The sequence below is a fragment of the Streptomyces sp. NPDC003077 genome (genome assembly GCF_040611095.1).
Lineage (GTDB): Bacteria > Actinomycetota > Actinomycetes > Streptomycetales > Streptomycetaceae > Streptomyces.
This window is the reverse complement of the sequence record NZ_JBEXNM010000012.1, coordinates 21,028-47,989: the sequence shown is the minus strand read 5'-3', so window position 1 is coordinate 47,989 and position 26,962 is coordinate 21,028. Positions and strand designations below refer to the sequence as shown.

Below are 26,962 nucleotides of genomic sequence, written 5' to 3'. Positions count from 1 at the left end.
GTGCCGCGCGGGGCCAACTCGTTGAGGCCCGGGCCGTGCTGCCCAGCTGGTTCCGTAGATGCTCAGTGGCGGAACGCGGCCATCGCGATCTCGATGAACGAGCGGACCAACGGGTTGGCGTCGCCCTCGTTCTGCACCGCGACCACTCGGCTCGGCGCCATGTCGACCAGCGGGACCGCGACCAGGTTCTCGGGCAGGTCGTGGCCGAGTGGGGCCAAACCGACCGTGCTGTTCCAGAGCACGGCCTGCAGGCATTCCTGGACGACGCGCACCACCGGGCCCTCGCGCGGCTTGCCGCCGTTCCAGTACGACTGCCAGATCGGGTCGGTTCCCTGCGGGAACTGGAACCAGCGGCGGTCGGCCAGATCGTCCAGCTTCAGGCGGTCGCGGCGGGCCAGCGGATCGTCGGTGCGCAGTACCGCACCGACCGGATCGGTGCGCAGCTCACGCACCGTCAGGGCGGCGTCGTCGAACGGCGCACGGGTCAGGGCGACATCGACCAGTCCGGCGCGCAGCCCGCAGGTCGGGTCGGTCAGGTCGGTGTCGCGGACGCGGATGTCGATGTCGGGGTGGCGTCGGCGGTAGACGGCCGCCAGCCTGGCGATGCCGGGGTCGGTGCCGTCGCCCAGGATGCCGATGGTGAGGGTCGTGGCGCCCGCCGCCGCGGCCACGCGGACGCGGACGCGGTCGGCCTGATCGAGCAGGGCCCGCGCTTCGTCGAGCAGCAGCGCCCCCACAGGGGTGAGCGTGACCCCGGCGGGCGCGCGGGCGAACAAGAGCGCACCGATCTCCGCCTCCAGCCGCTTGATCGCCCGGCTCAGCGGCGGCTGGCTCATGTGCAGGCGGGTGGCGGCCCGGCCGAAGTGGAGTTCCTCGGCGACCGCCACGAAGTAGCGCAGGGTACGTAGCTCCACGCTGCGACGATACCCGCAGGGTATCGGCGTGCCGGAACAGGTCTTGGACACTCGCAGGGCCCTGGCGGTGGACTCGGAGCATGACCGACGACGCGAAGACCGACAAAGCGAAGACCGACGAAGCGAAGACCGACGAAACGAAGACTGACGAAACGAAGGCCGACGAAGCGAAAACCAGTGAACCGCGGGCAGTCCCCGCCGTATCGGTGGTCGGCCCCGACGACGGCGAGACGATCACCATGGGCACGACGCGTATGCGCGTCCTGGAAGACGGCAGCCACACCGGGCACCGCCTGGGGGTCACCGAGTCCGTCCTCGCCCCGCACACCCCCGGCCCCCCGCAGCACCGCCATGCCCAGCACGACGAGGGCTTCTACATCCTCTCCGGCACGGTGCGGTTCACCGTCGGGGACAAGGACCACGAGGCGGTCGCGGGCACCTTCGTGATGGTCCCGCGCGGTGCCCCGCACACCTTCGCCAACCCGACCGACCGCCCCGCCGTCATGCTCAGCCTGTTCACCCCCGACCTGTATGTGCAGTACTTCCGGGACCTCCAGAGCATGACCGCCGACGGCAGGCCGCTGACGCCCCAGGCCGGCGCGCACACGATGAGCCGCTACGCCACCGAGCCCGCTACCGACTTCGCCTGAAGCGGCGGGCCGACGCCCCAGGCCGCCCGCCACCGGACCGGGACAGCCCACGCGCTCCCACCGCTCGGCGTCCAGGTCGCTCACACACGCTCACGTGCCGGTCCCAGGCGCTCCCCTGGGACCGGCGGGTCACCCACCAGCGGTGACCACGAAGGGAAATCATGACCATCGCCTACTGGATCGTTGCCGGACCGCTCGCCTCCTTCTACCTCTACGCGGGCGGGGTCAAGGTGGTCCGCAGCCGCGACTTGCTCCGGCCGATGATGGCCTGGGTGGACCGCATACCGCTGCCCGCCGTCAGGGCGCTGGGAACGATCGAAGTGCTGGGCGCCGTCGGACTGCTCCTGCCCCCGGCGACCGGCATCGCGCCTTGGCTCTCCCTGGCCTCGGCCATCGGGTTTCTGCTCCTCCAGATCGGCGCGATCACCGTGCACCTGACCGGCGAAGACCGCCAGGTCGTGCTCAACGTCGCGCTCATCGCCGCCGCGGCTGCAACCATCTGGCCGGCCACCGGTTGGCTGTGATCGGGCAGCGGTCCCGACCGCTTCATGCGTCTGCGGGCCTGCCCGACGCCAGGGGCGTACCCCGCTCACCCCCAAGACCGCCGATCCCCCATGGCAAGATCCACCCCCATGTACGACCACACCCGCCCGCAGCCCGGCCCCCACCACGCCCCCGGGCCGTACCCGCCACAGGCACCGGCCCCGCACCCGCCGCAGTCGGCGTCCCCATACGGGCCACCGGCCCCGTACGCGCCACCGGGTCCGCACCCACCGCAGTTCCCCGGTCAGTACGCGCCCCAGCCCCCGCCGCCCCCGCGCATACCCGAATCCGCCGGGGACCTCCGCCGCGCGGGCGCGATCCTCATCGACGGGCTCTGCGTCGCCTTCGTCCTCGGCGTCGTGGTCATCGGCGCGCGCGTGACCACGCACCTGGAGTTCCCCAAGGACTGGCTTGCCATGGCGGGCTGCGGCCTGGGCCTGTCGTTCCTCAACCACGTCGTCCTGACGCGCCTGATCGGCGCCAGCGTCGGCAAGTACATCTGCCGCGCCCGCGTCGTCCTCGAAAAGACCGGCACCCGCCCCCGCCTTCCGCGCCTGTTCAAGCGCTGGCTGGCCGGGTTCGGGTTCCTCCTGGTCTGGCTGATCGCGTCGGTCTTCAACTTGGAGGACGACCCGGACGACCTGTGCGGCGTACGGATGGTGGCCCTGCGGGACATGCGGGCGCTGGGCCTGACCGGCGCGTGACACTCCCTCTCTCGATGGGTTCGGCGGGGCGGTCCGTCCACTCCGGACGACATCCGGACGAGGTTCCGAACGAGGTTCCGGACGAGGACCCGGACGAGAATCCGGACGCACTCGGACAAGCCCCTGACCAGGCCGGACGGTGACCGACTGTCCGGGACGGGACGGAACCGTTGCCTCACCGACCACACGTCGGCCAGCTTTGGTGCCGTCAGCCGCCGGGTGATCCCGGCGCTCACCGGTCGCCCGGCACGTTGGCTCGCTCCGACGCCAGAAACCGCGAGATGTCGCCGCGACCCGCCATACGCAGCGCTCGCCGCGACAGGCGTTCCGCCGGCTGACACCCCACCAAGCCCTGCAACAAGGAGATAGCGCATGCGCAAACGCATAGCCGCGGCCGTGGCCGGCCTCGCCGCCGTCGCCGCCTTCACCGCCCCCACGGTCGCCCAGGCGGCCACTTCCCCGGCCACCGCCTCGTCCACGTCCGCCGTCGGCGCACAGGACCTGACGGTGAAGGCCAAGCGGTGGTTCGACACCGGCGAAAGGTTCCGGGATTACGGAACCTGCGTTTCCGTCGGGCGGTACTACGCGCAGGCCAGCAACATCGACAAGTACGACTGCCGCAACAAGAGCGGCACTTACCACCTGTGGCTCTACGGCACCCCGTAATACCTCTGCTATCCCTACGTGCTGCCCGCCCGCCGTACAACACGGGCGGGCAGCACGATCGTTTGCCTACGCGTGCGTTTTCGCTTCGGTCTGCCGACCGCACACGTCCAATTCACACCACACCGTCTTGCCGACCTCACGCTCGCGCACGCCCCACCGCGCGGCCAGCGCGCCCACGAGGACCAGCCCACGCCCGTCCCCGTCCTCCGGCGACGCCGCGCGTGGGCAGGGCACGGCCTCGCCCCGGGGATCGGACACCGCGATGCGCAACACCTCGCGGGTGAGCGTGAGATGGACGCGGACGAGCCGCCCGCGCACGCTGCCGTGCCGGATCGCGTTGGTCGCCAGCTCGGCGAGCAACAGGGCGGCGTCCCCGGCGAGTTGCCGGTACCCCCACTCGCAGACGAGCCGCGCCGTCCGATGGCGGGCAAGCGTGACGCTCTTGGGGTACGGGGTGTAGTCGAGTAGGTCCTCTTTGAGAACGACTTCTGCCGGGTCGAACGGGGCGATCACCGTCGGCCACCTCCGGAATCGAGCAGCGCGCACCAGGCACCACTGCGCCGCTTGGCGGACGCTGCGCTAGCAGGTCGTTACGGACCGTAGGGGTGCGAGCGAGATCCATTCAAGCTCAGCTCAGGAAATATCAACCGATCGAGTTGCCCCGGGGGATGCCACGGCAGCACACTGTCTCCGATCACCGGGAGGAGTTGCGTCGTGACAACCGGTCAAACCATGCAAGGCAACAGCACCTCAACCGTCCTGGGCCGCAGACTCGGCGGCGAGCTCCTGAAGCTCCGCACTGCCGCCGGCCTGACTCAACCCCAAGCCGCCAAAGTGCTTACAGCGTCCACGGCCAAGATCGCGAAGATGGAACGGGGTTGGGTGCCCATCCGCGATCCCGACATCCGCATTCTGTGCGAGCTGTACGGGGTACAGGACCCGGCAGCGGTCGGCGGATTGCTGGAGTTGGCGCGGATCGATCGGGAGCGGCGGAAGGCGAAGGGGTGGTGGAACGACTCTGGCGTTTCGCCGGCCATGAGGGAGTACGTCACCCTGGAGAGCGCCGCCACAGCGATCAAGACCTGGCAAATCGCTTACATCCCCGGCTTGCTGCAAACCGAGCGCTACGTACGCGCCCTGAATCCAGATGACCAGTTCGTAGCAGCGCGGATCGCCCGACAACGGCGCCTGGGTGGCGAGAAACCACTCTTCCTGCAAGCGGTGATCTACGAGGCCGTTCTCAGAAACCTTGTCGGCGGGTCCGAGGTGATGCATGGGCAACTCAAGCACCTGACCCATGTCATAGACGAAAAACCCAACGTATCCGTGCGAGTGCTGCCTTTCAGCGCAGGGGCCCAACTAGGCATGGGATGCGGCTTCAACATCATCTCGTTTACGGAGCCGGGAGCGATGGACGTGGTCTACATGGAGATCCCCCGCACTCAGGCATGGATCGAAGGGGGCAGAGAGGCTGCCGAACACGGTGAACGGTTCGATAAAATCACAGAGGAAGCACTCAGTGAGCGCGATTCCCGCTCTTTCATCAGCGCGCTCAGTAAGGAACTGCGACCCGATGCGTAAGTTCGACTTCCGGAAGTCCAGTCACAGCGATCACGACCACGAGTGCGTCGAAGTGGCCACCAATCTGCCTGACGTCGTTGCCATACGTGACTCCAAGCGCCCCACCGAGCCCATCGTCCGGATCTCCCTTGAAGCGTGGGAATCATTCAATGCCGCTCTGAGCCGAGGGGAACTGAGGTGACTCAGTCCTCAGCGCCAGTTTTCCACTTTCACAAATCCAGCTACAGCGACGCCGAGCTCGAATGCGTGGAAGTCTCCACCACCCACCCCCACCTCATCGCCATACGCGACTCCAAAAACCCTACCGCCCCCACCATCCAAACAACGCCCACCGCCTGGACCGCATTCACCACCGCCCTGACTCGGGGCCACTTCACCCCGGGCCCATAACCGGCCCTCTCCAGCCCGCCACCCCCTCCAACTCCCCCGGCCCCACCCGCACCACCAGCGAGGAAGGCACCGGTCCATGCCACGGCGCGCAGCGCACGGAGATGGCGGGCGAGAGTAAGGAGCCGTCCGCGCATACATCAAGAGGGCGGCGGAAGTCCGGAAGGTACGCGACAAGGGGCGAGACTTTTCCCGGACGGAATCCGTGCCGCAGCACGCGAGCCGAAGGGAATCATTCGGGCATCTCGGCGTGACAGCTCGGGCATTCCGGGCGCATCCAAGAGCCGCTTATGGAATCGTGAAGGCTGCCTTGGCTTGTCAGTCACACTCTTTGATGAGTACAACGATCTCCATGTCGGCCAAGAATGTCAGCGAAATCGAGACGCTGACGGAACGCGCCTCGACGACGCCGGTCGAGCCAGAGGCCGCCGCGTCGGCTCCCGAAGCCGCAGAGGCACCGGCGTCGCGCGGACGTGGCCGCTACCAGGCAATGGTGCTGTTCGCGGTCTGCTGCCTGGCACTGGGGGGCGTCTTCGTACGGTGGAGCGAGGCCGGTCCGGTGGCCACCGGCGCGTACCGCTCGCTGTTCGCCGCGCCGCTGCTGCTCGGCATTTCGCTGGCGATGTCCCGTAAGTCGTCCCCGAAAAGGAACGGAAACGAGAATGACGCGGGCGCCGACGGGGTGAAAACCCATCGGATCGGCCGGCGTGACCAATTGCTGATCGCGCTCGGCGGCATCTTCCTCGCGGCGGACCTGTGCCTGTGGAACATCTCGTTCCTCTACACCTCACTCGCCGAGGCGAACCTGCTCGCCAACCTCGTGCCGTTCATCATCGCGCCGCTGTGTTTCCTCCTCTTCGGCGACCGGGTGCCGTGGCGCTTGGTGTTCCCCGCGCTGCTCGCTCTCGCCGGTCTCTACGTCCTCGTCATTCTCGGAACGGGCCTCGACCCGGACCATCTCCGCGGTGACCTGCTCGCGCTGACCACCGCCGTCTTCTACGCCCTCTTCCTCGTCGTGGCCAAGGGCTTGCGCGAACGGTACGAGGCGACGCGCATCATGGCCGGGCTCAGTCTCGTGTGTGCCGTGGTCTGTTTCGCGGTGGCGGCGGTGATGGGCGAGAGCGTTTTCCCGACGAGCGCCAAGGGCTGGCTCGTCCTCGTCGCGCTCGCCGTGACCTCGCAGGTGCTCGGGCAGACGCTGATGGCGCACGCGGTGAAGTTCCTGCCGCTGCAACTCGCCGCCGTCTTCGTCCTGCTGCAACCCGTCGCCGCCGCCGTCTACGGGTTGTTCCTCTTCGACCAGTGGCTCAGCCTGGTCCAGATCGCCGGTATCGGCGTTCTGCTCGTCTCCATCTACTGGGCCAAGCACTTGCTGGAGAGCCGGAAATGAACCCGGAAACCGAGCCGGCGGGGAGAGGAACCAGTGCCCGGGGATCATCCGGCGTATGTTCTATGGGCGCCGCGCCCGCCAAGTCGCGTCCGACTTCGGCCCCGGCACGGACGGCGACATCCTCACCTTCTTCGCCGACGGCGGCGGTCTCTACGGCACCACGTTACTGAAATGGGGAGAGAGCGATGATTGAACCGGCCCTGTGGAGCGCGTGCCCGCCCACGGAACAGCTCTACCACGAGGATCAGTACGGCACGACGGCGACCGCCACCGTCCTCTCCGTCAGCGGCCGTTACGCCGTTTTCGACCGGTCCATCTTCTACGCGGAATCCGGCGGGCAGGTGGCCGATCAGGGCACAATAAACGGCGCTCGCGTCATCGACGTGCAGAAGGCCGGCGGGCGGCCCTTCCAACTCCCCAACGGGGAAGTGGCCACCATCGAGTCCGTCTTCTGCCACGAATTCGAGGAACCCTGCACACTCACCGTCGGCGAGCAGGTCACCATGGAAATCGACTGGGACCGCCGCTTCCGCAACATGCAGATGCACACCCTGGCGCACTTCCTCTTCCACGCCACCGGCGAGTACCTCGAATCCCAAGGCCTGGCCCGGACGACCCGAGGGTGCAACATCAGCGACAGCTCGGCTCGTTTCGACTTCGGGAGCGCGATCCCCACCGAGGCGGTACCCGGCATTCAGGACCGTGTGATCGCGCTGCTCGCCGCGTCCCCGGAAGCGACCATCACGGGTCTCCCCGGCACCCACGACGTCTTCATCTGGCGCTCGGGCGACATCGAGATCCCCTGCGGCGGCACGCACGTCCACCACCCGAAGGAAATACAGGGCCGGATCACGGTCCGCCGCCGCACCAAGGGCAAGGGCGGCACCCGCCTTTACGTCGAACTGGACCGGAACGCGGAGCGGTAGCAGAGAGCCGGTCGACACCCGACGGTTCTCACAGGACGACCGGGCGAAGTTCATCGCCGACCCGGATGTCCTCCGCCTGCGCCATACGCTGAAATGGCGGATCGGCCCCCCGGCTCCGGACCGGATATGCCTCGGCGCCGCCGAAATGGACGTGTACGCCCCGTGTTTCCCCCGTGCGGAGGGCCTCACCGCCGCAGGGCCTCGGCGGGCTCGATTCGTGAGGCTCGCCAGGCCGGGTAAAGGCCGGCGAGCACACCCGTGAGCAGGCCGATCGCAGGAGCGGCGATCACCGTGACGGGATCGATGACCGGCGTCCAGTCACGCGCCAGGACGACACCGACCACGGTCACGACCCCGAGGGACGTACCGACGAGTCCGCCCAGGAGCCCCAGCGCCGCCGACTCCGCGAGGAACTGCGCCGTGATGTGCCGCCCTCGGGCGCCCAGCGCGCGCCGCAGTCCGATCTCCCCGGTGCGTTCGAGCACCGCGACCAGAGTGGTGTTGGCGATGCCGACGGTGCCGATGACCAGGCTGATGCCGGCCAGGAGAAGGAAGAGCTGGTTGAGGTCGGAGGTGACGTGCCCGCGCAGCGTCTTGGGGTCCGGCGGTGGGATGGCCTTGAAGCGTTCCGGGTGGGTGGGGTCGAGGGCGAGGGCCACCTCACTGGCGATCTGGGGGGCGGCGCCGATCTTCGTGGAGATCAGCATCTTGGCCCGGTCGCTGGAGGGCGGGCCCCAGATCTTCAAGGCCGTGGTGCGCGGGACGATGACCGATGACAGCAGGTCCGGCTTGCGCTTGACCTCGCTGACGATGCCCACGACGGTGAAGGGCTGGTCGTCGATGAACACGGCCGGGCGGGTCTCCAGGGTCGTGATGCCGAGCTGGGCCGCCGTCCCGGAACCGAGGACGGCGACCTGCTGCGCTCCTCCGTCGTGCCATGCGTCGAAGACCCGGCCCTCGGCGAGCGTCGGGACCGCCGCCTCAAGCGTTCCCGCCGATACGGCGGTGACCTGGATACGTTCTCCCTCGGCGGCTTTTCCCACGGGCGCGGAGCGGACCCGTCCACTTCCGCCGAGCGGGACCGTCCAGAAGATCCCGGCCGCCTCGACACCGTGCAGGCGCTCCACGCGGCGGTCGGCGTCCTGGGGGAAGGAGATCGGCACCTGTTCGCGTTCGTCGCCGCCGGTGTCCTCGACGGTCACCTCTGTCGCGGACAGCACGCTGAAGCGGGTGTCGATCTGGGAGGACGCGGTTGCGGTCAGCCCCAGGATGGCCACGAAGGTGCCCACGCCCAGCACCGTGCCGAGCATCGTCAGCGCGCTGCGGGCCGGACGTTGCAGTACACCGGCGAGGGACTCGGACATCAGGTCACGCAGGGCGAGCGAGGAAGACGGGACACGCGGAGGCACGGCGGCGTTCGTCGTGCTGCCGCTGTTCGCGGCGTCGGCCTTCGTCGCTGCGTGCTCGGCGGCATCGCCCGGCTCCGCATCGAGCGGTGCGGCCACGGCACCGGCGCCCGCTCGCCGGCTCTTGCGCAGCCTCATGTGCCCACCGCCGACGACTCGCTCAGGACTCCGTCCCGGATGGTGATCACACGCCGGGCTCGGGAGGCGATCTCCGGGTCGTGGGTGATCAGAACGATGGTCATTCCGTCCTTGTGCAGCCGGTCGAGGAGTTCGAGGACGGACGCGGCGGTCGCCGTGTCCAGATTGCCGGTGGGCTCGTCGCACAGGAGCAGCGAAGGGCCGCCCATCAAGGCGCGGGCGATCGCGACCCGTTGCCGCTCACCGCCGGACAGGCGGGTGGGCAACGCGTCGAGCCGGTGGCCCAGGCCGACCTGCTCCAGCGCCTCGCGGGCCGCTTTCCGGCGTTCGGCGGCGGCACGGTGCCCGCCATACCGTTCGTCCTTGGCGTACAGCATCGCGAGCGCCACGTTCTCCGCAGCGCTGCGGTGCGGCAGGAGGTGGAAGGACTGGAACACGAAGCCGATGCGCCGGCCGCGCAGGGCGGTGCGTTCCCCGTCGGACAGCGTGGCGGTGTCCAGCCCGTCCAGCAGGTAGCTCCCCGTCGAGGGGGCGTCGAGCAGCCCGGCGATGTTGAGGAAGGTGGACTTGCCCGAGCCGGAGGGCCCCACGACGGTCACATACTCCCCTCGTGCCACCGTCAGGTCGCCAGGGCGCAGAGCCACGACCGGAGGCGGCCCCGGGTATGTGAGGCCGACCTCCCGGAATTCGATCACCGGTGGCGCGCTCACGTGCGTCCGCCGTTCTTCACGCCGACGATCACTTTGTCGCCTGCCTTCACCGCGTCCGGCTTCAAGGGGCGGATCTCCGTGGACCCGTCTCCCACCGATCCCGGTGTCACCTCCACCGGTACGCGCTGCCCACGCCGGTAGACGGTGACCACCGTGCGCCCGTCCGCCGTCGCCGAGACCGCCGACACCGGCACCACCAGGACCGCTCCCTTGGACGTGGCGGACTGCACGGTCAGCCGTACGTCCTGTCCGGCGAACCGCGGATCCAGCGGCTTGTCCGGCGTGACCACCACCTCGTATCCGGCACCGTCGCCCGGCTGCGCCTGGCCGGCCGCGTCACCGCCGCCTTCCCCTTCCGCCGACGAGGGGCGTCCCGGGGCCTGCCCCACCGAGGCGACCTCACCGCTCACGCGATCACCGGTCAGCTCGGAAAGGATCTCCACCTTCTGCCCGACCCGTACCAGGTCTTTCTCGTGCACCGCCAACTGCCCTTTGACGAGGAGACGTCCGGCCGAGACGGTCAGCACCTTCGCCGTCGCCTCCGCACCCACGCGTCCGGCGACGGCCTCCACGCGGGCGGGGAAGTCCTGCACGAACACCAGCTCACCGGCGGGCACCATCGGACCGTTCGCCGCCACCGCCGCACGCCACCGCGTGCGTGCCTTGGCCAGGTCCTCCCGGGCCCGCCGCACGTCTCGCGCGCCGGAGCTTCCCTGATCACCGCGTGTGGGCTTCTCCTTTTTGCCCAGTGCGGCGCCTTCCGAGGGGGACGGCGCCGCCGGGGGACCACCCTGCGGCTCCTCCTGGGCGTCCTGCGCGTCTTGCGCGTCTTGCGCGTCCTGCAAGGTGCGCTCGGCTTGGGTCACCGCGTCCTGCGCGTCCTCCACCTGCCTCGCCCCGTCCTCGGACGCCTGCCGCGCCGGGTAGCCCCGGGACGCGTAGAACGCCGACACCGCCCTCTTCGTCGCCTCCGCGTAGGTCCCGTCAGGATCGGCGTCGGTGTTGAAGCCGAGCCGGTTCAGGGCGAGTTGCAACTGGCGCACGTCGTGCCCGTACGACGCCGGCTTGATGTCCCGGTAGGCGGGCACGTCGCCGGGCAGCGCGAACACGGGCCGCCCGGATATCTCCGCCAGCAGGTCGCCCGTCCGTACCCCGTCTCCCACCTTGACCGGCAGCTTGGTGATCACGGGCTTCCCCACGGCGTCCCCACCACCTGCGGTCGGGATGACATCCACGGTCTGCCCGGCGGTGACCGTTCCTCTCAGAACCACCGTGTCCCGCAGAACGCGACGCTGCACCTCGGCGGTGAGGACATCCGGCGCAGGGGGCCTGGTGTCGGCCGCGGCCTGTTCCGGCGACTTGATGAACGAGGTCGCGACCAGTCCGCCGGCGGACAGCAGCACTGCCGTGGCCGCAACCCAGAGCACCAGTCGCCGGCGGCGGTCCAGCGCCGGCCCGCCCTCACCTCGCGCTTCCGTGTGTTCGTCACCTGCCATGGGCCACGATCCGCGCGGTGTTCCGGATCACGGCTTCCCGGGTCCTGCGCACACTGGCGAAGTGCTCGGCCTCGGCGTCGATCTTCTGTTTCTCGTACGCGGCCTTCACGGCCCACCAGACGCCGACGACGTTGGTCTTCTTCTTGCACGCCACGTCGGCCCGCGCTGTGGCCGTCTCCGCTGCCGACGGCGTACCGCCGCGTCCCCACTTCTTGTCGTTGCCCGCGTCCATGGGCTTTTCGTAGGAGTACCCGGATTCCTTCATGCAGGCGCTCCATTTACCGAAGGCGTCCCGCAGCCGTTCGTCCGCCCGGACTTTCTCTTCGAGGGGGACGAACTCGTTGCGCGACAGGACGTCGTCCTTGGAATTCCCGCCGGCGAACAGCGCGTCGTCGGCCTGCTTGACGCACCCGCCGGCAGGGACCTTCTTCCCGCCGACGACCTTGCCCGCGTTCGTCCCGTCGAATACGGCTTGTTCCGCCGCGGACGGGTCTTTCAGGCCCGTCTTCGTCTTGCCGGACCCCGTGGTGGGGGGTGGCTGGTAACCGCGCGTCGCGGCCTCGTCCTCGTCGACGACTCCGAACAGGCGGGAGCGCTTCGGATAGACCTCTTCGATGTAGGCCGGGTCGTCCCCGCCTTCCACGAGCGAGTAGGCACCGAACCCGAATTGCGCCATGCATTGGTTGACGGCGATGCGGTTGGCTCGCATCAACGTCACGTACTGCTCTTTCGTGAGCCGCAGCCCTTCGGACGGCAGAGCCGGTATGTCGGCGCTCCTGGTGATGGTGGGTACGTCCCCGAGCGGCGGAGCGCCCTCCTCGTCACCCTGGTCGGCACAGCCCACGGCGAAGACCGCGAGGGACACGGCCAGGATGAGGTGCCGGCCCGCCCTTGATCGTTGAGTCACTGAGTCGCCATCCTCAGCCCGTCAGCCCGTTTTCCGGGCGCGTTCCGTGCGCACCTGTCTGTTGGGCCGGAGGCGGTGCTCGACTGGCGCGGACACCATCGCCACTCTTAGGGCTGCATCGCCCATATCTCCGGCGACGACGTGGCGCCTTCGCGCCGAATCTTTCACACAAGTGCCACAACTGGTCGCGGTCACCGCTTGTTTGGCTGGAATGGATCTCCAGCCAAAGAGCGCATACGACCTCGGCACGCACAGCGACCGGAACCATCCGAAAGCCCTGCGGAGGCGCGGGGAAGGGGCTTCATATCCATGACGGAACCTGGCACCCGCAGAACGAAGCTCCCCACGCAAAGGTTCGTCCAGTACACACCTTTGGCGTCGGCGCCACGGAATGGCTGGTTCCTACCGAGCGTCGCTCCGCTGCGGCGGTGGCGGCCCCCCGTGGCCTCTCCTTCAGTGGCCTTCCGTCGACGTGGTGACTCCGGTGTCCTCGCTTTGCCTTTGAGGGCTCAGTTCCTGGGCGTTGTCGACAGGGCGTCCCGTCACCGCGTCCACGGCGACGACCGGGCCTTCTTCCTCGCCGATTCCCGTGGGGAACAACCACACAACCTTCGGGTCCTCCCCTGTATCGCTCCGCGCGAGCAGCGTTCCCTTCCCGATGCGCGTCACGGATTCCGGCAGGTTCGGGTCCTTCTGCGCCAGTTCCTTCGCCTGCTTCTCGTTCAGCCTGGGTTTCGGAAGGTGCCTCGGGTCGGGGATGTCCCGGATGAGGAGATCGCTGACCTGGCCCTTTCGGTCGATGGCGAGGTCCAGTCGCATGGGCATCAGAACGCCGTCCACGGTCCTACGCCAGGAAATGCCCCACCCCAGTCGCCCGTCGGCGATGTCGTAGCTGTCGATTTTCGCGCCTTCCACGGCCTTCGGGTAGTGCGAGGTGGCGTATTCGACGGCGATCTTCCGCGCTTCCGTTTCATTCGTCGGAGCGCCCACTGCGGATGCCACCGGGAAGGATCCCACGTCCCCCGGCTTGATTCCCTTCTGGTAGGACACAAGACTGACGTTGAATTCCTTCTGATCCGGCCAGGAAAGGTGCGCCATGCCTCCGTCCAAGCCTATGTACAGGGCGCGGCTGGTCGGGTCGTAGGAGACCTTCCCTATGCGGTAGTGGTCTCCGAAAGCCTGGGACACGTGGCGCCGAGCGGCGTCCTTCATTTCCGATGTCGCGTACTGGACCGTACTGGAATCCATGAAATTCGGCGTGATCCAGACGGCGCTGGCCACGGCGTTCAGGCAAAGGACCGAACCGGCCGTCCAGGCGATCGGGCGCGCGTCGCGGCGGAATTCCCCCGGTGCCGACTTCCTGATCCGTACCGCGATCCAGGCGAGCACCACACCCAGCCAGGCGCCGATCGTGTTCGCGACGAAGTCGCTGCTGTCGCAGTTGCGCGCGATCGGCGGGATCAGCGCCTGCGAGACCTCGATGGTGGCCGACAGCGCGGGCGCCCCGAGCACGATGGCCAGCGGGCGGCGGGTGGCCAGGAGTCCGAAGAATCCCAAGGGAACGAAGAGGGCGACATTGAGCAGCCCTTGATCGTTGAGGAAAGCCTCGGTGATCTGCCGGTTGATCACACATGTGCGAAGCGCGTTGCCGCTGGAGCCGGAAAAGACCAGGCACAGCGCGCCCACGACAGAGGACGCGAACAGCGCGGACGCAACCGGTTGACGCAGGCGCCGGCGCCCGACGAGGTAGGTGACGACCGCGACGGCCAGGCACAGCACGAGCGTGATGACGACAAGTAATTGCTGGCCGGCGAAATAAGTGTAGAGCATGTCGACTTTCGGGAATTGGCATGCGACAGCCCGTCCCTCTCTTCGCGCTCGCGGAGAGAGGGACGGGCGGCATCAGAATGCACGATCAGCAGGAGCCGGTGAAAGGAGTTTTGTAAATTGTCCCACCCGCCTCCATGAGGCCCTGAGTGGTGCGACAGTTGGTCAGGTTGTCGTTGTAGTTCTTGCCCCAGCTACTGGTTCCGGACGACTGGCTGCCCCACGCGCCCCACTGGGTGCCGTAACCGTTGAACGGGCCACTGGAGCCGAGGCGCCGGTTGATCGCGCCGCCACCGCTCTTGTAATAGTCGGTGACCACGCGCTTGGTGTACGAGGAGCTGTTGAAATACACGTGGTGACCAAGAATTCCGTTGTCCAGGCGCGAGCACACGTTGGCCCTGTCGTAGTAGCCGCTGCTCGGGCAACTGGTGTACGCCTGAGCGGGCGCGGCGGTGAAGAGACTTCCGCCGACAATCAGTGCGGACAAAGTACTGACAGCGCGGACCTTTTTCCGCGAGACCGTCGAAGCCTTCATGGTTGCCTCCTTCGGGTCGGATCAGATCGCACACAGCGGCGCGTTCACCGCCGCCGCCAAGTGAATGTATGTAGCAATTTCGCAAGCATGCAAGTGTCATGATCACTTTGGCGTGGAGCGTTCCCTCTGACCGAAGAAGCTCTCTTGACAGATGTGCAACTCCGCAGCCCAGCCGCCCCCTCCCGCCCCCGCACGACTCCGCCCGCCGCTCTTCACCCCCGCCGCCCCGCCCAAGATCCTCGCGCCACACTCCCGACACGCCTTCTTCACACCCGTCCGGCAAAGTGGAACGCTCGCAGCGGTGATCCACTACCTATCGCGCAAGGCCGACGATCGCGCAGGGGGTCGAAGAGGGATGAAGGACATCGGCAGGCGGCGGTTGCTGGCCGTTGGTGGCGGGGTCGCGGTGGCGGGTGCGCTGGCGGCCTGTGGGTCCAACACCGGTCGGGAGAACGGTAGTTCGGGGCCCGCGTTGAGTCAGTGGTACCACCAGTACGGGGAGGCGGGGACCGAGCAGGCCGTGCGGCGGTACGCGGCGGCGTACAAGAAGGCGAAGGTCACCGTGCAGTGGCGGCCCGGGGACTACGACCGGCAGACCGCCGCCGCGCTGCTGACGGACTCCGGGCCGGATGTGTTCGAGTCGGACGGGCCGCATCTCGACCAGATCCGGTGCGGGCAGGTCGTCGATCTCACCGCCGAGATCGAGGGGGTGAAGGACGACTTCAACCGGGCCGTCCTCGCGCCGAAGATCTGGCAGGACAAGGTGTGGGGCATCCCGCAGACCATCGACACCCAGGTGCTCTTCTACCGCAAGAGCCTGCTGAAGGCGGCGGGCGTGGAGCCGCCGCAGACCCTGGACGCGCTGGTCGACGCGGCGAAGACGCTGACCGAGCGCCACCGGGACGACAAGGTCAAGGGGCTGTTCCTGGGGAACGACGGCGGGGCGGGGGTGCTGGGCGGGACGCCGTTGTTCGCGGCCGGGCTGAGTCTGATCACCGAGGACGGCCGGGTGGGGTTCGACGACCCGGCCGCCGCCCGCGCGCTCGGCAAGCTGCGTCAGCTGTACGCGGACAAGTCGCTGCTGCTCGGGGCGCCTTTGGACTGGTCGGACCCGTCCGCGTTCATCCAGGGGCTCACCGCCATGCAGTGGTCCGGGCTGTGGGCGCTGCCGCAGGTCAAAGCGGCGTTGAAGGACGACTTCGGGGTGCTGCCGTTCCCGAAGGACGGGCCGGGCGGGCGCCCGTCCGTGCCGGTGGGCGCGTACGCGGCGGCCGTCGGCGCCCGGAGCAAGCACCAGAAGGAGGCCAAGGCCTTCGTGAAGTGGCTGTGGGTGGACCGGGCGGACTACCAGCAGGACTTCTCCCTCTCGTACGGGTTCCACATCCCGGCCCGGATCTCGCTCGCCAAGAAGGCCAAGCCGCTCCAGGAGGGACCGGCGGCGGACATCGTCCGGTACGCCACCGAGTACGGGGACGCCGAACCGCTGCTGTGGACGCCGGTCAGCCGCACCGCCTACCAGGACGCGCTCAACCGGATCATCAAGGACGGCGCCAACCCGGAGAGCGAGCTGCGCGGTGTCGTGCGGACGGTGAACTCCGAGCTTCTGCGGGCCAAGAAGCAGTGACGAGGAAGGAGAAAGCGGCCGGGCGGGCGGGGCTGCCCGGGAGGAAAGCGGCCGGGCGGGCGGGGAGCCGGCTGCTCGGGACGCAGCGGCGGACGTTGTGGTTCTGGGTGTTCGTCGGGCCGTTCGCGGCCGGGCTGGCGCTGTTCACGTACGTGCCGCTGGCCTGGAGCGTCTACCTGAGCTTCTTCGACGCGCACAACACCGTGAACCCGACGGACTTCGTCGGGCTGGACAACTACGTGACCATGCTGGGCGACGACGCCTTCCTCAGCAGCCTCGGAACATTCGGCCTGTTCACGGCGTTCATCGTGCCCGCGACGTACGTGCTCTCGCTCGCGCTGGCGCTGATGGTCAACCGGCTGCGGTTCGCCCAGGCGTTCTTCCGGTCGGTGTTCTTCCTGCCGACGGCGTGCTCGTACGTCGTGGCGGCGCTCGTCTGGAAGCTGTCGATCTTCAACGGGGTGCGGTTCGGGCTGGCGAACACGGTGCTGGGGTGGTTCGGGGCGGAGCAGACCGCCTGGCTGTCCACGACCGATCCGCCGTGGTACTGGCTGGTGATCGTCACCGTCCGGCTCTGGTTGCAGGCCGGGTTCTACATGATCCTCTTCCTGGCCGGGCTCCAGCGGATCTCGCCGCGGCTGTACGAGGCGGCGGCGGTGGACGGCGCCCGGCCCGGCTGGCAGACCTTCCGGCACATCACCTTCCCGCAGTTGCGGGCGACGTCGGTGGCCGTGGTGCTGCTGCTGGTGATCAACGCGTTCCAGGCGTTCGACGAGTTCTACAACCTGCTTTCGGATGCCCGCGGCTACCCGCCGTACGCCCGGCCGCCGCTGGTGTACCTCTACTACACCGCGCTCGGGCAGGAGCAGAACCTCGGGCTGGGCAGCGCGGGCGCGGTGATCCTGGCGCTGATCATCGCGGTGGCCACCGTGGTGCAGGCCCGCTGGTTCGGGCTCGGGAGGAGGGAGGAGTGACGGTGATGGGCGACTTCCCGATTTCTGTGGTGCTCCGCCTCGGCCGGAAGGGAGGCTGACCGATGCATGATGCCCTGACCCGGGCCGGCCGCGCGCTGCGGCTGGTCGTGCTCATCGTCCTGGCCGTGCTCTTCCTCGTCCCCTTCTACCTGCTGGTGCGCAACGGGCTGGCCACCGAGGCGGACATCACCGCGCCCGACTGGACGTTCTGGCCGCGCGAGCTGAAGTGGTCCAACCTCACCGAGGTCTTCGAGGATCCGCGGCTGCCGCTGGCCCGTTCGCTGCTCAACTCCGCGGTGATCGCGGTCGCCACCACCGTCGGCACGGTGCTGCTCGCCTCGCTCGCCGGGTACGGGCTGGCGCGCATCCCGTACCGGCACGCCAACGTCGTCTTCTACGCGATCCTCGGGACGCTCATGGTCCCGGCGGCCGTGACGTTCGTGCCGAGCTTCGTGCTGGTGTCGTCCCTCGGCTGGATCTCCACCCTGCGGGGGCTGATCGTTCCCACCCTGTTCAGCGCGTTCGCCTGCTTCGTCTTCCGGCAGTTCTTCCTGGGTTTCCCCAAGGAGCTGGAGGACGCGGCGCGGGTGGACGGCCTGGGCTACTGGCGCACCTACTGGCGGGTGGTGGTGCCCAACGCGCGGCCGGTGTTCGCGGCGGTCGGCACGATCGTCTTCATCGGCGCCTGGAACTCCTTCCTGTGGCCGCTGGTCATCGGCCAGGACCGGGAGGCGTGGACGGTGCAGGTCGCGCTGTCGACGTTCACCACCGCGCAGAGCGTCGACCTGCACGAGCTGTTCATCGCCGCGGCCGTCTCGATCGCGCCGCTGATCCTGGTGTTCCTGCTGCTCCAGCGGTACATCGTGGCGGGGGTGGAGCGGACGGGGATCGATGACTGAGGGCGGGGTGCGTCACGGGGGTGCGTTGCGTGCCTTACGGGAGTTCCTTACGGGGTCCCCTACGGGTCGCCCTCCCGACACCGGCGGCAACGCCCGCTCCCGGGGCATCCCCTACGGGCAGCACACCGGTTCCCCGGCCCCCTTCTCCTGGCCGGGGGCGGGCTCCCTCGGGGGCGGCGGGCCGAGGTGCGTCCCCGTCTCGGCGCCCACCTCCGGTGCCTGGCCCCGCAGGAGCGCGGCGCCCAGCGGCGTCAGGGTGTGGAGGACGGCGCTGCCGTGCCGCAGCGTGAAGAGGAGGCCGGCGTCCCGCAGTACGGTCGCGTGCTGGCTGGCCGACGCCAGGGAGACATCGACCCGGCGGGCCAGTTCGCTCGTCGTACAGCCGCCGCCGATGCCCTGGAGTATCGCCGAACGGGTGCGTCCCACGAGCCGCCCGAGGGAGTGCGAGGGTGCCGGGGCCGTCGCGGGGCGTGCCGGGGTCCGTTCGACGGGGTAGACCAGGACCGGCGTCAGGTCCGGGTCCTGGAAGGTCACCGGCATCCCGCGGCAGAAGAAGGACGGCAGGAGCAGCAGGCCCCGCCCGCCCAGGTGGAGGTCCCGGTCGGCCGGGTAGTCGACCTCCAGGACGGGGGGCCGCCAGCGCATCGTCGGCGGCAGGGAGGCGAGCAGGCTGTCGGCGCCGCCGTCCAGGAGGGCGCGCCCCCGGGCGGCGCGGTCCGCCTCGATGCGGGCCCGTAGGTGGGGCCAGTAGGGGGCGACGGCAGCCTCGTAGTAGTTGCGCAGGGCCGTGCTGAGCCGGCCGAGCGGCGCGGCCTCGCCGTCCCGCAGGGCCTGGACCCACGACGGGAGGGGCCGCACGGCGGGCAGCCGCGAGACTTCCGCGTGCACCCGCTCGGCGGGCGTCGCCCGCACCGCCTCCAGCGCCTCGCCGAGGCCCAGCAACCCTTCGCCGGGCGTCAGGAAATCGGGGAAATAGCCCCGGGTGGGAACGAGCGGCGCCAGCACCCGTGTTTCACCATTCAACCGGGCTCGCGTTTCGTTGCGCCAATTGCTGAGCGTCGCGTCGGACCGTCTGTCGCGGAGCCGGTGGAAACTGAGGACGGTCTCCCACAGCACGTCCGGGCGTGCGGCAATCCGCACGCGGGCCAGATCGGGTCCAGAGAAATGGACACGTAACACCGAACCCCCACCATCAACATCCGTAGCCGCCCCCGGCAATGTTGAGTATGCATGCCGACACGGGCTGTCACCACGCGCTTTTGGCCAGACTTGAAAGGGGTCGCGCCACCTTCGCGTACACGGAAAGCTGTTACTCAATTCGGCAGCGATGCGAATGGCCCGGCGAGCTCGATCCCGTGGGGGGTGACGAGCCCACTACCGACCACTCGGCATTTCTGTCGAAGGCCGTCGACCAGGCCGACATGGAAGGCGGCAACTCCCGAGGGGGGAGTCCGGAGAAAAGCGAGGGCGGCACCTCCGCACAGGTGCCGCCCTCGTTTGGTTGAGCGGCGGAGCGAATCGCGGAACGCTCAACCAACCTGCCGATGCGGCGAGTTGGCCTTTGCACGGCGGATAAGGCAGGCGGAAACGGGTTGCTTTCCGTCGCCGGCGCGGGCGGGATTTCGTACGTCTGTGCGGATTATTGGTCGTCTTGATCGCCGTCGCGGGTGTGCCCGATCGCCGTCATGAGTGCGCCTTGACCGTTGCCATGGGTGCGCCTTGACCATTGCCATGAGTGCGCCTTGACCGCCGTCGCGGCTGCGCCTTGATCGTCGCCGTGGGTGCACCGGGCTTCGAACGAACGAACTCACCCGGCGGGGTGAATGAGGCCCGTGCGCAGCGGACATGACAGGACCGTCTTCGGCACACCCCTGACACGACCCCGTGGAGCCGCCATATGCGCGCAGCCGCCGTCCTGTCCACGATCCTCGTCCCCCTCCTCGTCGGCGCGCCCCCGGCTTCGGCCGCCCCCGTGGTGCCGCACGAGTCCGTCACCGCCCCCGCGGTGAGCGGCGCCTTCATCACCGACGGCGATCACGTCCACGTCTCCAGCACCCCGCCGCGCACGGCCTCCGCCCACGGCTGGTGGCGCAGGGTCAAGGGGGGCACCACGGCGGAGAAGGCGAAGGTCACCGTGTCCCTTCAGGTCCGGCACGGCCGGGGCAAGTGGAAGACGGTGGCCACGGGCTCGAAGATCGTCAAGCCGGGCGGCGGCAGCGCCCGCCGGGCCAACGTCCGCAAGGTCTGCGCGAACGCGCACCCCACGCGCTGGCGCAGCCTCATCGACGTGGACATCATCGGCGAGCTGGACACGCCCGAGAAGGCCACGACGGAAGTGGTGTCCGTCGCGTGCGGCGTGAGTGGGTAGGGATGGTGCCGTGCCCGATGCTCTGAACAGCCCCACGGATGACGCGGACGCGGCAGACGCCGCGCAAGCCCCGGACGTCCAGGACCCCACGCTCATCATGGGCGTGCACGGCGTCCTCGTCCTCCACCCCTGGATCGCGCGCGCGAGCGCCGAGTTCGACCTCGATCCGGACGTCTTCGGGCTCGCGGTGCAGCGAGCCGAGGCGTACGGCTGGAGCTCCACGCACCTGGGGCCCGCCGGGGAGCTGGACGGCCGCCGCTGGAGCCACCACGACGCGGGCGGCGACTGGACGCAGGACGGCCGCGTCCGGGAGGTCGCCTGGCTCCAGGTCGGCGCCGCCCGGGGGCTGCGGGGGCAGCGGCTCCCGGTCCTGCCGGTGGCGACCGTGCTGGGGGACGTCCTGCGCCGGGTGGGCCGCTTCCGCCTCACCGGCCTGCACACCGTGGCGCCGCCGCACCTGGCGCCGGACGCCGCCGCGGTGCTGGCCGGCGCCGCCGACTGGTTCGCGCTGGCCGATCCGGACGGCGCCGCCGGGCTCACCGTCACCGTGTCGGGCCGGGAGGCGGACGGGGCCGACCGCGCGCCCCTGGTCCGCAAGCACACCCAGGAGTCGGCTTACGGACGCCTGGCGCTGACCGGCATCCTCCCGGCGGACGTGCTCTCGTCCGGCCCGCTGCCGACGGGCCTGGCCCGGCCGCTGACGGGAGCCGTGCAGACGGAGGGGATGCGGCCCCTGATGGCCTTCGGCTGCCGGGCGCGCGAGTGGTCCCCGGACGTGGCGGCCTGGACGACCGAGGTTGTCCTCGACGCGCTGCGCGCCACGGGGACGACGGAATCGGTGCTGGTCACCGTGTCGGTGGAGGACGGAGGGGTGCCGGGCGGGACCGGGGCGGCGGAGACGTGACGCGTGGGGCCAGGGGCGCGCGTGTCGGCGACCCCGCGTAACGGGCGCGCGGCGAGCCGTCCCGTGCGTGGGCACTATGACGGCATCTGTCGCACCTTTCCAACTGATAAGCCCCAAACCAGGTAAATCAGTCGCTTGTGCGGTTTTCGATATGGCTATCGGGGTGTCCGTGTCCCGACGGCGCGCCGCTCCGGGCGCGCCGCGAACGAGAGGAAACACCATGTCGAAGTCCGCGACACGACGCGCCGGGATCACGACCGCTCTGCTGGCGACGGGCGCCGGCATCGGGCTCGCGCTGATGCCCGGGGTCGCCACCGCCGCGCAGCCCGCCGCACCGGCGCAGGCCGCCACGACACGGCAGGCAGCGACCACGGAGGACGTTCAGTACCACGCATGCATAGCACTGATCGACGGCGCCGAGTACCGCCAGGGCATCTACCCAGAGTCGCCCGTCCTCGGCATCTCCGTCAAGGGCGATCGCGGCTACTGGATCCAGCGCGCGGAGTACGGAGGCAAGCACTGGACGCTCGTCGTCGTGCCGCGCTTGGGCAAGGCCGCGTGGATCGAGAGCCGGTTCGTCGCCTGCGAGGACGACGAGTGACGTCGACCGCCGGGTGAGGTCTCGCGTTCCCGCCGGGACGCCGGACACGGTGGCCGACGCCCGCGGCACCGTCCGCGGCTGACGCTCCGAAAGCCGTCCGACCGGCGCGCCCCGCCCGGTCGGCCCCCGGCGAACGCGAAACACGCGAAAGCACGAGGGCGGCACCTCCGCACAAGGTGCCGCCCTCGCTGGGTTCCGGAGCGGAAGAGCGGGGCTGAGGGTCGGGGTAGCCCCGCTGGTGGCTCCGGTGGGGGTACGGGGATCGGCGGCGCGTAGGTTCCACCGGTCCCCGTACCGGCTCAGCGGCTGTCGCTGCCGTGCTGCGACTCGGCCGCGGCGCGCGCCGCCTCAAGGCGCGCGACCGGGATGCGGAACGGGGAGCAGGAGACGTAGTCCAGGCCCACCTCGTGGAAGAAGTGCACCGACTCCGGGTCGCCGCCGTGCTCGCCGCACACGCCCAGCTTGAGGTCGGGGCGGGTGGCGCGGCCCGCCTGGACGGCGGAGCGGACCAGCGAGCCCACGCCGTCCTTGTCGATCGTCTCGAACGGGCTGACGCCGAAGATGCCCTTCTCCAGGTACGCGGTGAAGAAGCTGGCCTCCACGTCGTCCCGGGAGAAGCCCCACACCGTCTGGGTCAGGTCGTTCGTGCCGAAGGAGAAGAAGTCGGCGGACTCGGCGATCTGGCCGGCCGTCAGGGCGGCGCGGGGCAGTTCGATCATCGTGCCGAGGGTGAGCTTGAGCTCCACGTCGTGGGCGCGCTCGACCTCGGCGATGACCTGCTCGGCCTCCTCGCGGACGATCTCCAGCTCCTGCACCGTGCCGACCAGCGGGATCATGATCTCCGCGCGCGGGTCGCCCTTGGCGTTGCGGCGCTCGGCCGCCGCCTCGGCGATCGCCCGCACCTGCATCGCGAACAGGCCGGGGATGACCAGCCCGAGGCGCACGCCGCGCAGGCCCAGCATCGGGTTCTGCTCGTGCAGCTTGTGGACGGCCTGGAGGAGGCGCAGGTCGTTCTCGTTGGCGTCCTTGCGGGACTCGGCGAGCGCGACGCGCACCGACAGCTCGGTGATGTCGGGCAGGAACTCGTGCAGCGGCGGGTCCAGCAGGCGCACCGTCACCGGCAGACCGTCCATCGCCTCGAACAGCTCGACGAAGTCGGCCTTCTGGAGCGGCAGCAGCTGGGCCAGCGCGGCTTCCCGGTCGGCGTCGGTGTCGGCCAGGATCAGGCGCTCGACCATCTCGCGCCGCTCGCCGAGGAACATGTGCTCGGTGCGGCACAGGCCGATGCCCTGGGCGCCGAACCGGCGGGCGCGGGCCGCGTCCTCGGCGTTGTCGGCGTTGGCGCGCACCCGCAGGCGGCGCATCCGGTCCGCGTACGCCATCATCCGGTGCACGGCCTTGACCAGCTCGTCCGCGTCGTCGGCGCCGGCGTGCATGCGGCCCTCGAAGTACTCCACGACGGGGCTGGGCACCACGGGCACCTCGCCCAGGTAGACCTTGCCGGTCGAACCGTCGATGGAGATGAGGTCGCCTTCCTGGACGACGACCCCGCCGGGCGCCGTCAGGCAGCGCCGCTTGGTGTCGACCTCCAGCTCCTCGGCGCCGCACACGCAGGTCTTGCCCATACCGCGAGCGACCACGGCGGCGTGCGAGGTCTTGCCGCCGCGCGAGGTGAGGATGCCCTCGGCGGCGATCATGCCATTGAGGTCGTCGGGGTTGGTCTCGCGGCGGATGAGGATGACCTTCTCACCGGAGCGGGACCACTTGACGGCGGTGTACGAGTCGAAGACGGCCTTGCCGACCGCGGCGCCCGGCGAGGCGGCGATGCCCCGGCCCAGCAGGTCGGTCTTGGCGCCGTCGTCGAAGCGGGGGAACATCAGCTGCGCGAGCTGGCCGCCGGTGACGCGCTGGAGCGCCTCGGCCTCGTCGATCAGGCCCTGGTCCACGAGCTGGGTGGCGATGCGGAAGGCGGCGCCCGCGGTGCGCTTGCCGACGCGGGTCTGGAGCATCCACAGCTTGCCGCGCTCGATGGTGAACTCGATGTCGCACAGGTCCTTGTAGTGCGTCTCCAGCGTCTCCATGATGCGCATCAGCTCGTCGTAGGACGACTTGTCGATGGCTTCGAGGTCGGCGAGCGGGACGGTGTTGCGGATGCCCGCCACGACGTCCTCGCCCTGCGCGTTCTGGAGGTAGTCGCCGTAGACGCCCTGCTGGCCGCTGGCGGGGTCGCGGGTGAAGGCGACGCCGGTGCCGGAGTCCGGGCCGAGGTTGCCGAAGACCATCGAGCAGACGTTGACGGCGGTGCCGAGGTCGCCCGGGATGCGCTCCTGACGGCGGTAGAGCTTGGCGCGCTCGCCGTTCCAGGAGTCGAAGACCGCACGGATCGCGAGGTCCATCTGCTCGCGGGGGTCCTGCGGGAAGTCCCGGCCGGTCTCCTTGGTGACGATGCCCTTGAACCGGTCCACCAAGGCGCGCAGGTCGTCCGCGTCCAGCTCGATGTCGACGCGTACGCCCTTGCCCTGCTTGGCCTCCTCCAGCGCCTCTTCGAAGAGGTCGCCGTCCACGCCCAGCACCGTCTTGCCGAACATCTGGATGAGGCGGCGGTAGGAGTCCCAGGCGAACCGCTCGTCCCCGGCCTGCTGGGCGAGTCCGGACACCGAGGCGTCGGACAGGCCGATGTTCAGGACGGTGTCCATCATGCCGGGCATGGAGAACTTGGCGCCCGAACGGACCGAGACCAGGAGGGGGTTGGCCGGGTCGCCGAGCTTCTTGCCCATCGAGGCCTCAAGTGCCTCCAGGTGGGCGGAAACCTCGGCACGGAGTGCCGCCGGCTCCTCGCCGCTCTCCAGATAGACCTTGCACGCTTCGGTGGTGATCGTGAAGCCCGGCGGGACGGGAAGCCCGAGGTTGGTCATCTCGGCGAGGTTCGCTCCCTTGCCGCCGAGGAGGTCCTTGAGGTCCTTGTTGCCTTCGGTGAAGTCGTAGACGAACTTCGCGGACTCAGACGGGTTTGTGTGGAGATCTTGTGTATTCGACACGGGACTGACTCCTGCCGACGGGCTGCCCTGACGGCGAGGAACATACCCAGATCGAAGGTTTCTGGGTACGTCCACTTGGTCGACATGGGCCTGTAACCCGCTCGGAGCCAGCAGATCGAAAGTGAAGAGTGAATGAGTACTGCATTCGGATCATGAATGCATGGCGACGAGCAGTGAGCGGAAAGGTGGATTCCTTGCACGGAGTGCGATGTATGAGTTGATCGTTTGAAGTTATGGCGCGTGGCACCCAGTGCCACTACTTGGAGTAGTGGAGCCCTCGTTGGGGTGCTCATGTGAGCGCAACCCCCATCAGGCGTGGCGAGAATCACGCCGGGAATGGGGGCGGAGCGCGGCGTTCCGGGGCGCTGACGGGGGCGCTTTCGGGGCCCTGACGGCACCCGAAACGCGTGAGCGCGACGGTGCGGGGCACCGTCGCGCTCATATGGGCGGGGAGGGATCGATCCGGGGTCGCTGGGGGAGAGCCGGGTCGCCGGGGCCTCCGGCACAGGGCGGGGGCAGGGCGCCGGGGCGTCCCGCACACGGCGGGGCCGGGGCCTCGGCGCGAGCCCGTCAGCCCCCCGAGGTGTCCAGCTCGGCGTCCGCCGCGACGCCCGTGCGGTCGTACGGGTCGTTCAGCCAGCCGTCCGGCAGGACCACCCGGTTCTTGCCGGAGGTGCGCCCGCGCGGGCCGTCGGCGCCGGCCGGCCAGGGCTGATCGAGGTCGAGCTCGTCCAGCAGGGCGTCCAGCTCGGCCAGGGACGAGGTGATCGCCAGCTTCTTGCGCAGCTCGGAGCCGATCGAGAAGCCCTTGGTGTACCAGGCGACGTGCTTGCGGAAGTCGATCACGCCGCGCGCCTCGTCACCCAGCCACTCGCCCAGCAGCTCCGCGTGCCGCCGCATCACCACGGCGACCTCCTTGAGCGTGGGCCGCAGGTACTCCCCCGTGCCCTCGAACGCCGCCACCAGGTCGCCGAACAGCCACGGCCGCCCCAGGCAGCCGCGCCCCACGACCACGCCGTCGCAGCCGGTCTCGCGCACCATGCGCAGCGCGTCCTCCGCCGACCAGATGTCGCCGTTGCCCAGCACCGGGATCTCCGGGACGTGCTCCTTCAGGCGCGCGATGGCCTCCCAGTCGGCCGTGCCGCCGTAGTGCTGCGCGGCCGTGCGGCCGTGCAGGGCGATGGCCGTGACGCCCTCCTCGACGGCGATCCGCCCGGCGTCCAGGTAGGTGAGGTGGTCGTCGTCGATGCCCTTGCGCATCTTCATCGTCACCGGCAGGTCGCCCGCGTTCGTCACCGCCTCGCGCAGGATGGAACGCAGCAGGTGGCGCTTGAAGGGGAGGGCCGAGCCGCCGCCCTTGCGGGTGACCTTGGGGACCGGGCAGCCGAAGTTCAGGTCGATGTGGTCGGCCAGGTCCTCTTCGACGATCATGCGAGCGGCCTTGCCGACGGTCTCCGGGTCGACGCCGTAGAGCTGGATGGACCGGGGCTTCTCGGTCTCGTCGAAGTGGACGAGCTGCATGGTCTTCTCATTGCGCTCGACCAGCGCCCGCGTCGTGATCATCTCGCTGACGAAGAGGCCCTTGCCCCCGGAGAACTCCCGGCACAGCGTCCGGAAGGGAGCGTTGGTGATGCCGGCCATCGGCGCGAGCACCACCGGGGGCTGCACCGAGTGCGGGCCGATCTGCAGCGAGGTCATGGATGCGGGGTTCCTTCTCGACGGCGTACGGGACGGGACGGGTTACGAGGACGGGGACGGGGACGGGGATGGACTG

Annotated in this window: 27 protein-coding genes; 16 read left to right on the top strand and 11 right to left on the bottom strand. The window is 69.3% G+C overall.

Annotation, left to right across the window (positions count from 1 at the left end; all coding sequences use genetic code 11):
• Positions 1–62: 62 nt before the first annotated feature.
• Entirely contained in the window at positions 63–914 is an 852-nt protein-coding gene (locus tag ABZX96_RS11240; protein ID WP_355541521.1) for a LysR family transcriptional regulator, read from the bottom strand.
• Positions 915–994: 80 nt separating this feature from the next.
• Here ABZX96_RS11240 and ABZX96_RS11235 point away from each other — a divergent pair, with 80 nt between their 5' ends.
• The 4 genes from ABZX96_RS11235 (at position 995) to ABZX96_RS11220 (ending at position 3,477) form a co-directional block, all read left to right on the top strand.
• A complete protein-coding gene (locus ABZX96_RS11235) occupies positions 995–1,564 on the top strand; it encodes a cupin domain-containing protein (protein WP_355541518.1) in 570 nt (189 codons plus the stop codon).
• Positions 1,565–1,725: 161 nt separating this feature from the next.
• Positions 1,726–2,088: a DoxX family protein gene (locus ABZX96_RS11230; RefSeq protein WP_355541515.1), complete on the top strand. Its 363-nt coding sequence runs from the start codon at positions 1,726–1,728 to the stop codon at positions 2,086–2,088.
• Between the two features lie 108 nt (positions 2,089–2,196).
• The gene (locus tag ABZX96_RS11225) at positions 2,197–2,811 is read left to right on the top strand and encodes an RDD family protein (protein ID WP_355541512.1); all 615 of its coding nucleotides are present in this window, start codon (positions 2,197–2,199) and stop codon (positions 2,809–2,811) included.
• A 372-nt stretch (positions 2,812–3,183) separates the two neighbouring features.
• On the top strand, positions 3,184–3,477 hold the full coding sequence (locus ABZX96_RS11220; RefSeq protein WP_355541509.1) for a hypothetical protein: 294 nt from the start codon (positions 3,184–3,186) through the stop codon (positions 3,475–3,477).
• 66 nt (positions 3,478–3,543) lie between these two features.
• Here the strand turns inward: ABZX96_RS11220 and ABZX96_RS11215 are convergent, their stop codons facing one another.
• On the bottom strand, positions 3,544–3,990 hold the full coding sequence (locus ABZX96_RS11215) for an ATP-binding protein (protein ID WP_355541506.1): 447 nt from the start codon (positions 3,988–3,990) through the stop codon (positions 3,544–3,546).
• A 219-nt stretch (positions 3,991–4,209) separates the two neighbouring features.
• Here ABZX96_RS11215 and ABZX96_RS11210 point away from each other — a divergent pair, with 219 nt between their 5' ends.
• The 6 genes from ABZX96_RS11210 (at position 4,210) to ABZX96_RS11185 (ending at position 7,761) form a co-directional block, all read left to right on the top strand.
• The gene (locus ABZX96_RS11210; protein WP_355541817.1) at positions 4,210–5,058 is read left to right on the top strand and encodes a helix-turn-helix transcriptional regulator; all 849 of its coding nucleotides are present in this window, start codon (positions 4,210–4,212) and stop codon (positions 5,056–5,058) included.
• The gene (locus ABZX96_RS11205) at positions 5,051–5,239 is read left to right on the top strand and encodes a DUF397 domain-containing protein (RefSeq protein ID WP_355541503.1); all 189 of its coding nucleotides are present in this window, start codon (positions 5,051–5,053) and stop codon (positions 5,237–5,239) included. Before ABZX96_RS11210 ends, ABZX96_RS11205 begins: the two co-directional genes overlap by 8 nt.
• Positions 5,194–5,448: a DUF397 domain-containing protein gene (locus ABZX96_RS11200; RefSeq protein ID WP_355541500.1), complete on the top strand. Its 255-nt coding sequence runs from the start codon at positions 5,194–5,196 to the stop codon at positions 5,446–5,448. Before ABZX96_RS11205 ends, ABZX96_RS11200 begins: the two co-directional genes overlap by 46 nt.
• A 349-nt stretch (positions 5,449–5,797) precedes the next feature.
• Positions 5,798–6,835, top strand: coding sequence for a DMT family transporter (locus ABZX96_RS11195; protein WP_355541497.1), 1,038 nt, complete (start codon positions 5,798–5,800; stop codon positions 6,833–6,835).
• A gap of 55 nt (positions 6,836–6,890) precedes the next feature.
• Positions 6,891–7,028 carry a hypothetical protein gene (locus tag ABZX96_RS11190; protein ID WP_355541494.1) on the top strand — a complete coding sequence of 46 codons (138 nt, stop codon included), beginning with the start codon at positions 6,891–6,893 and terminating at the stop codon, positions 7,026–7,028.
• Complete coding sequence (locus tag ABZX96_RS11185) at positions 7,021–7,761, top strand: alanyl-tRNA editing protein (RefSeq protein WP_355541491.1); 741 nt, start codon at positions 7,021–7,023, stop codon at positions 7,759–7,761. The genes ABZX96_RS11190 and ABZX96_RS11185 overlap by 8 nt, the downstream gene beginning before the upstream one ends.
• A gap of 185 nt (positions 7,762–7,946) precedes the next feature.
• Here ABZX96_RS11185 and ABZX96_RS11180 read toward each other — a convergent pair whose 3' ends face one another.
• The 6 genes from ABZX96_RS11180 to ABZX96_RS11155 all read right to left on the bottom strand — a co-directional run bounded on the left by ABZX96_RS11180 (position 7,947) and on the right by ABZX96_RS11155 (position 14,780).
• Positions 7,947–9,305, bottom strand: coding sequence for an ABC transporter permease (locus ABZX96_RS11180; protein WP_355541488.1), 1,359 nt, complete (start codon positions 9,303–9,305; stop codon positions 7,947–7,949).
• Complete coding sequence (locus ABZX96_RS11175) at positions 9,302–10,015, bottom strand: ABC transporter ATP-binding protein (RefSeq protein ID WP_355541485.1); 714 nt, start codon at positions 10,013–10,015, stop codon at positions 9,302–9,304. Before ABZX96_RS11175 ends, ABZX96_RS11180 begins: the two co-directional genes overlap by 4 nt.
• Positions 10,012–11,511, bottom strand: coding sequence for a peptidoglycan-binding domain-containing protein (locus ABZX96_RS11170; RefSeq protein WP_355541482.1), 1,500 nt, complete (start codon positions 11,509–11,511; stop codon positions 10,012–10,014). The genes ABZX96_RS11175 and ABZX96_RS11170 overlap by 4 nt, the downstream gene beginning before the upstream one ends.
• Positions 11,501–12,418, bottom strand: a complete 918-nt coding sequence (locus ABZX96_RS11165; protein ID WP_355541479.1) for a hypothetical protein — start codon at positions 12,416–12,418, stop codon at positions 11,501–11,503. Before ABZX96_RS11165 ends, ABZX96_RS11170 begins: the two co-directional genes overlap by 11 nt.
• 453 nt (positions 12,419–12,871) lie before the next feature.
• On the bottom strand, positions 12,872–14,248 hold the full coding sequence (locus tag ABZX96_RS11160) for a VanZ family protein (protein WP_355541476.1): 1,377 nt from the start codon (positions 14,246–14,248) through the stop codon (positions 12,872–12,874).
• Between the two features lie 85 nt (positions 14,249–14,333).
• Positions 14,334–14,780 carry a hypothetical protein gene (locus ABZX96_RS11155; RefSeq protein ID WP_355541473.1) on the bottom strand — a complete coding sequence of 149 codons (447 nt, stop codon included), beginning with the start codon at positions 14,778–14,780 and terminating at the stop codon, positions 14,334–14,336.
• 355 nt (positions 14,781–15,135) lie between these two features.
• On the opposite strand from ABZX96_RS11155, the gene ABZX96_RS11150 reads away from it, so the two are divergent.
• The 3 genes from ABZX96_RS11150 (at position 15,136) to ABZX96_RS11140 (ending at position 18,277) form a co-directional block, all read left to right on the top strand.
• Positions 15,136–16,404 carry an extracellular solute-binding protein gene (locus ABZX96_RS11150; protein ID WP_355541470.1) on the top strand — a complete coding sequence of 423 codons (1,269 nt, stop codon included), beginning with the start codon at positions 15,136–15,138 and terminating at the stop codon, positions 16,402–16,404.
• 32 nt (positions 16,405–16,436) lie between these two features.
• Entirely contained in the window at positions 16,437–17,378 is a 942-nt protein-coding gene (locus tag ABZX96_RS11145) for a sugar ABC transporter permease (protein ID WP_355541814.1), read from the top strand.
• Positions 17,379–17,440: 62 nt separating this feature from the next.
• On the top strand, positions 17,441–18,277 hold the full coding sequence (locus ABZX96_RS11140; protein ID WP_355541467.1) for a carbohydrate ABC transporter permease: 837 nt from the start codon (positions 17,441–17,443) through the stop codon (positions 18,275–18,277).
• A gap of 111 nt (positions 18,278–18,388) precedes the next feature.
• On the opposite strand, the gene ABZX96_RS11135 is transcribed toward ABZX96_RS11140, so the two are convergent.
• A complete protein-coding gene (locus ABZX96_RS11135) occupies positions 18,389–19,456 on the bottom strand; it encodes a winged helix-turn-helix domain-containing protein (protein ID WP_355541464.1) in 1,068 nt (355 codons plus the stop codon).
• 718 nt (positions 19,457–20,174) lie between these two features.
• Here ABZX96_RS11135 and ABZX96_RS11130 point away from each other — a divergent pair.
• The 3 genes from ABZX96_RS11130 (at position 20,175) to ABZX96_RS11120 (ending at position 22,150) form a co-directional block, all read left to right on the top strand.
• On the top strand, positions 20,175–20,645 hold the full coding sequence (locus ABZX96_RS11130; RefSeq protein WP_355541461.1) for a hypothetical protein: 471 nt from the start codon (positions 20,175–20,177) through the stop codon (positions 20,643–20,645).
• A gap of 10 nt (positions 20,646–20,655) precedes the next feature.
• The gene (locus tag ABZX96_RS11125) at positions 20,656–21,549 is read left to right on the top strand and encodes a hypothetical protein (protein ID WP_355541458.1); all 894 of its coding nucleotides are present in this window, start codon (positions 20,656–20,658) and stop codon (positions 21,547–21,549) included.
• A gap of 220 nt (positions 21,550–21,769) precedes the next feature.
• The gene (locus ABZX96_RS11120; RefSeq protein WP_355541455.1) at positions 21,770–22,150 is read left to right on the top strand and encodes a hypothetical protein; all 381 of its coding nucleotides are present in this window, start codon (positions 21,770–21,772) and stop codon (positions 22,148–22,150) included.
• Positions 22,151–22,449: 299 nt separating this feature from the next.
• Here the strand turns inward: ABZX96_RS11120 and ppdK are convergent, their stop codons facing one another.
• Both ppdK and dusB read right to left on the bottom strand, forming a co-directional pair.
• Entirely contained in the window at positions 22,450–25,188 is a 2,739-nt protein-coding gene (gene ppdK / locus ABZX96_RS11115; RefSeq protein WP_355541452.1) for a pyruvate, phosphate dikinase, read from the bottom strand.
• 570 nt (positions 25,189–25,758) lie between these two features.
• The gene (gene dusB / locus ABZX96_RS11110; protein WP_355541449.1) at positions 25,759–26,886 is read right to left on the bottom strand and encodes a tRNA dihydrouridine synthase DusB; all 1,128 of its coding nucleotides are present in this window, start codon (positions 26,884–26,886) and stop codon (positions 25,759–25,761) included.
• Between the last annotated feature and the right edge of the window lie 76 nt (positions 26,887–26,962).

Coding starts and splice junctions, on each gene's coding strand:
- ABZX96_RS11150 (WP_355541470.1), top strand. CDS start 15,136: ATGAAGGACATCGGCAGGCGGCGGTTGCTGGCCGTTGGTGGCGGGGTC.
- ABZX96_RS11195 (WP_355541497.1), top strand. CDS start 5,798: ATGTCGGCCAAGAATGTCAGCGAAATCGAGACGCTGACGGAACGCGCC.
- ABZX96_RS11170 (WP_355541482.1), bottom strand. CDS start 11,511: ATGGCAGGTGACGAACACACGGAAGCGCGAGGTGAGGGCGGGCCGGCG.
- ABZX96_RS11220 (WP_355541509.1), top strand. CDS start 3,184: ATGCGCAAACGCATAGCCGCGGCCGTGGCCGGCCTCGCCGCCGTCGCC.
- ABZX96_RS11225 (WP_355541512.1), top strand. CDS start 2,197: ATGTACGACCACACCCGCCCGCAGCCCGGCCCCCACCACGCCCCCGGG.
- ABZX96_RS11140 (WP_355541467.1), top strand. CDS start 17,441: ATGCATGATGCCCTGACCCGGGCCGGCCGCGCGCTGCGGCTGGTCGTG.
- ABZX96_RS11230 (WP_355541515.1), top strand. CDS start 1,726: ATGACCATCGCCTACTGGATCGTTGCCGGACCGCTCGCCTCCTTCTAC.
- ABZX96_RS11205 (WP_355541503.1), top strand. CDS start 5,051: ATGCGTAAGTTCGACTTCCGGAAGTCCAGTCACAGCGATCACGACCAC.
- ABZX96_RS11180 (WP_355541488.1), bottom strand. CDS start 9,305: ATGAGGCTGCGCAAGAGCCGGCGAGCGGGCGCCGGTGCCGTGGCCGCA.
- ABZX96_RS11235 (WP_355541518.1), top strand. CDS start 995: ATGACCGACGACGCGAAGACCGACAAAGCGAAGACCGACGAAGCGAAG.
- ABZX96_RS11160 (WP_355541476.1), bottom strand. CDS start 14,248: ATGCTCTACACTTATTTCGCCGGCCAGCAATTACTTGTCGTCATCACG.
- dusB (WP_355541449.1), bottom strand. CDS start 26,886: ATGACCTCGCTGCAGATCGGCCCGCACTCGGTGCAGCCCCCGGTGGTG.
- ABZX96_RS11130 (WP_355541461.1), top strand. CDS start 20,175: ATGCGCGCAGCCGCCGTCCTGTCCACGATCCTCGTCCCCCTCCTCGTC.
- ABZX96_RS11120 (WP_355541455.1), top strand. CDS start 21,770: ATGTCGAAGTCCGCGACACGACGCGCCGGGATCACGACCGCTCTGCTG.
- ABZX96_RS11210 (WP_355541817.1), top strand. CDS start 4,210: ATGCAAGGCAACAGCACCTCAACCGTCCTGGGCCGCAGACTCGGCGGC.
- ABZX96_RS11185 (WP_355541491.1), top strand. CDS start 7,021: ATGATTGAACCGGCCCTGTGGAGCGCGTGCCCGCCCACGGAACAGCTC.
- ABZX96_RS11190 (WP_355541494.1), top strand. CDS start 6,891: ATGTTCTATGGGCGCCGCGCCCGCCAAGTCGCGTCCGACTTCGGCCCC.
- ABZX96_RS11155 (WP_355541473.1), bottom strand. CDS start 14,780: ATGAAGGCTTCGACGGTCTCGCGGAAAAAGGTCCGCGCTGTCAGTACT.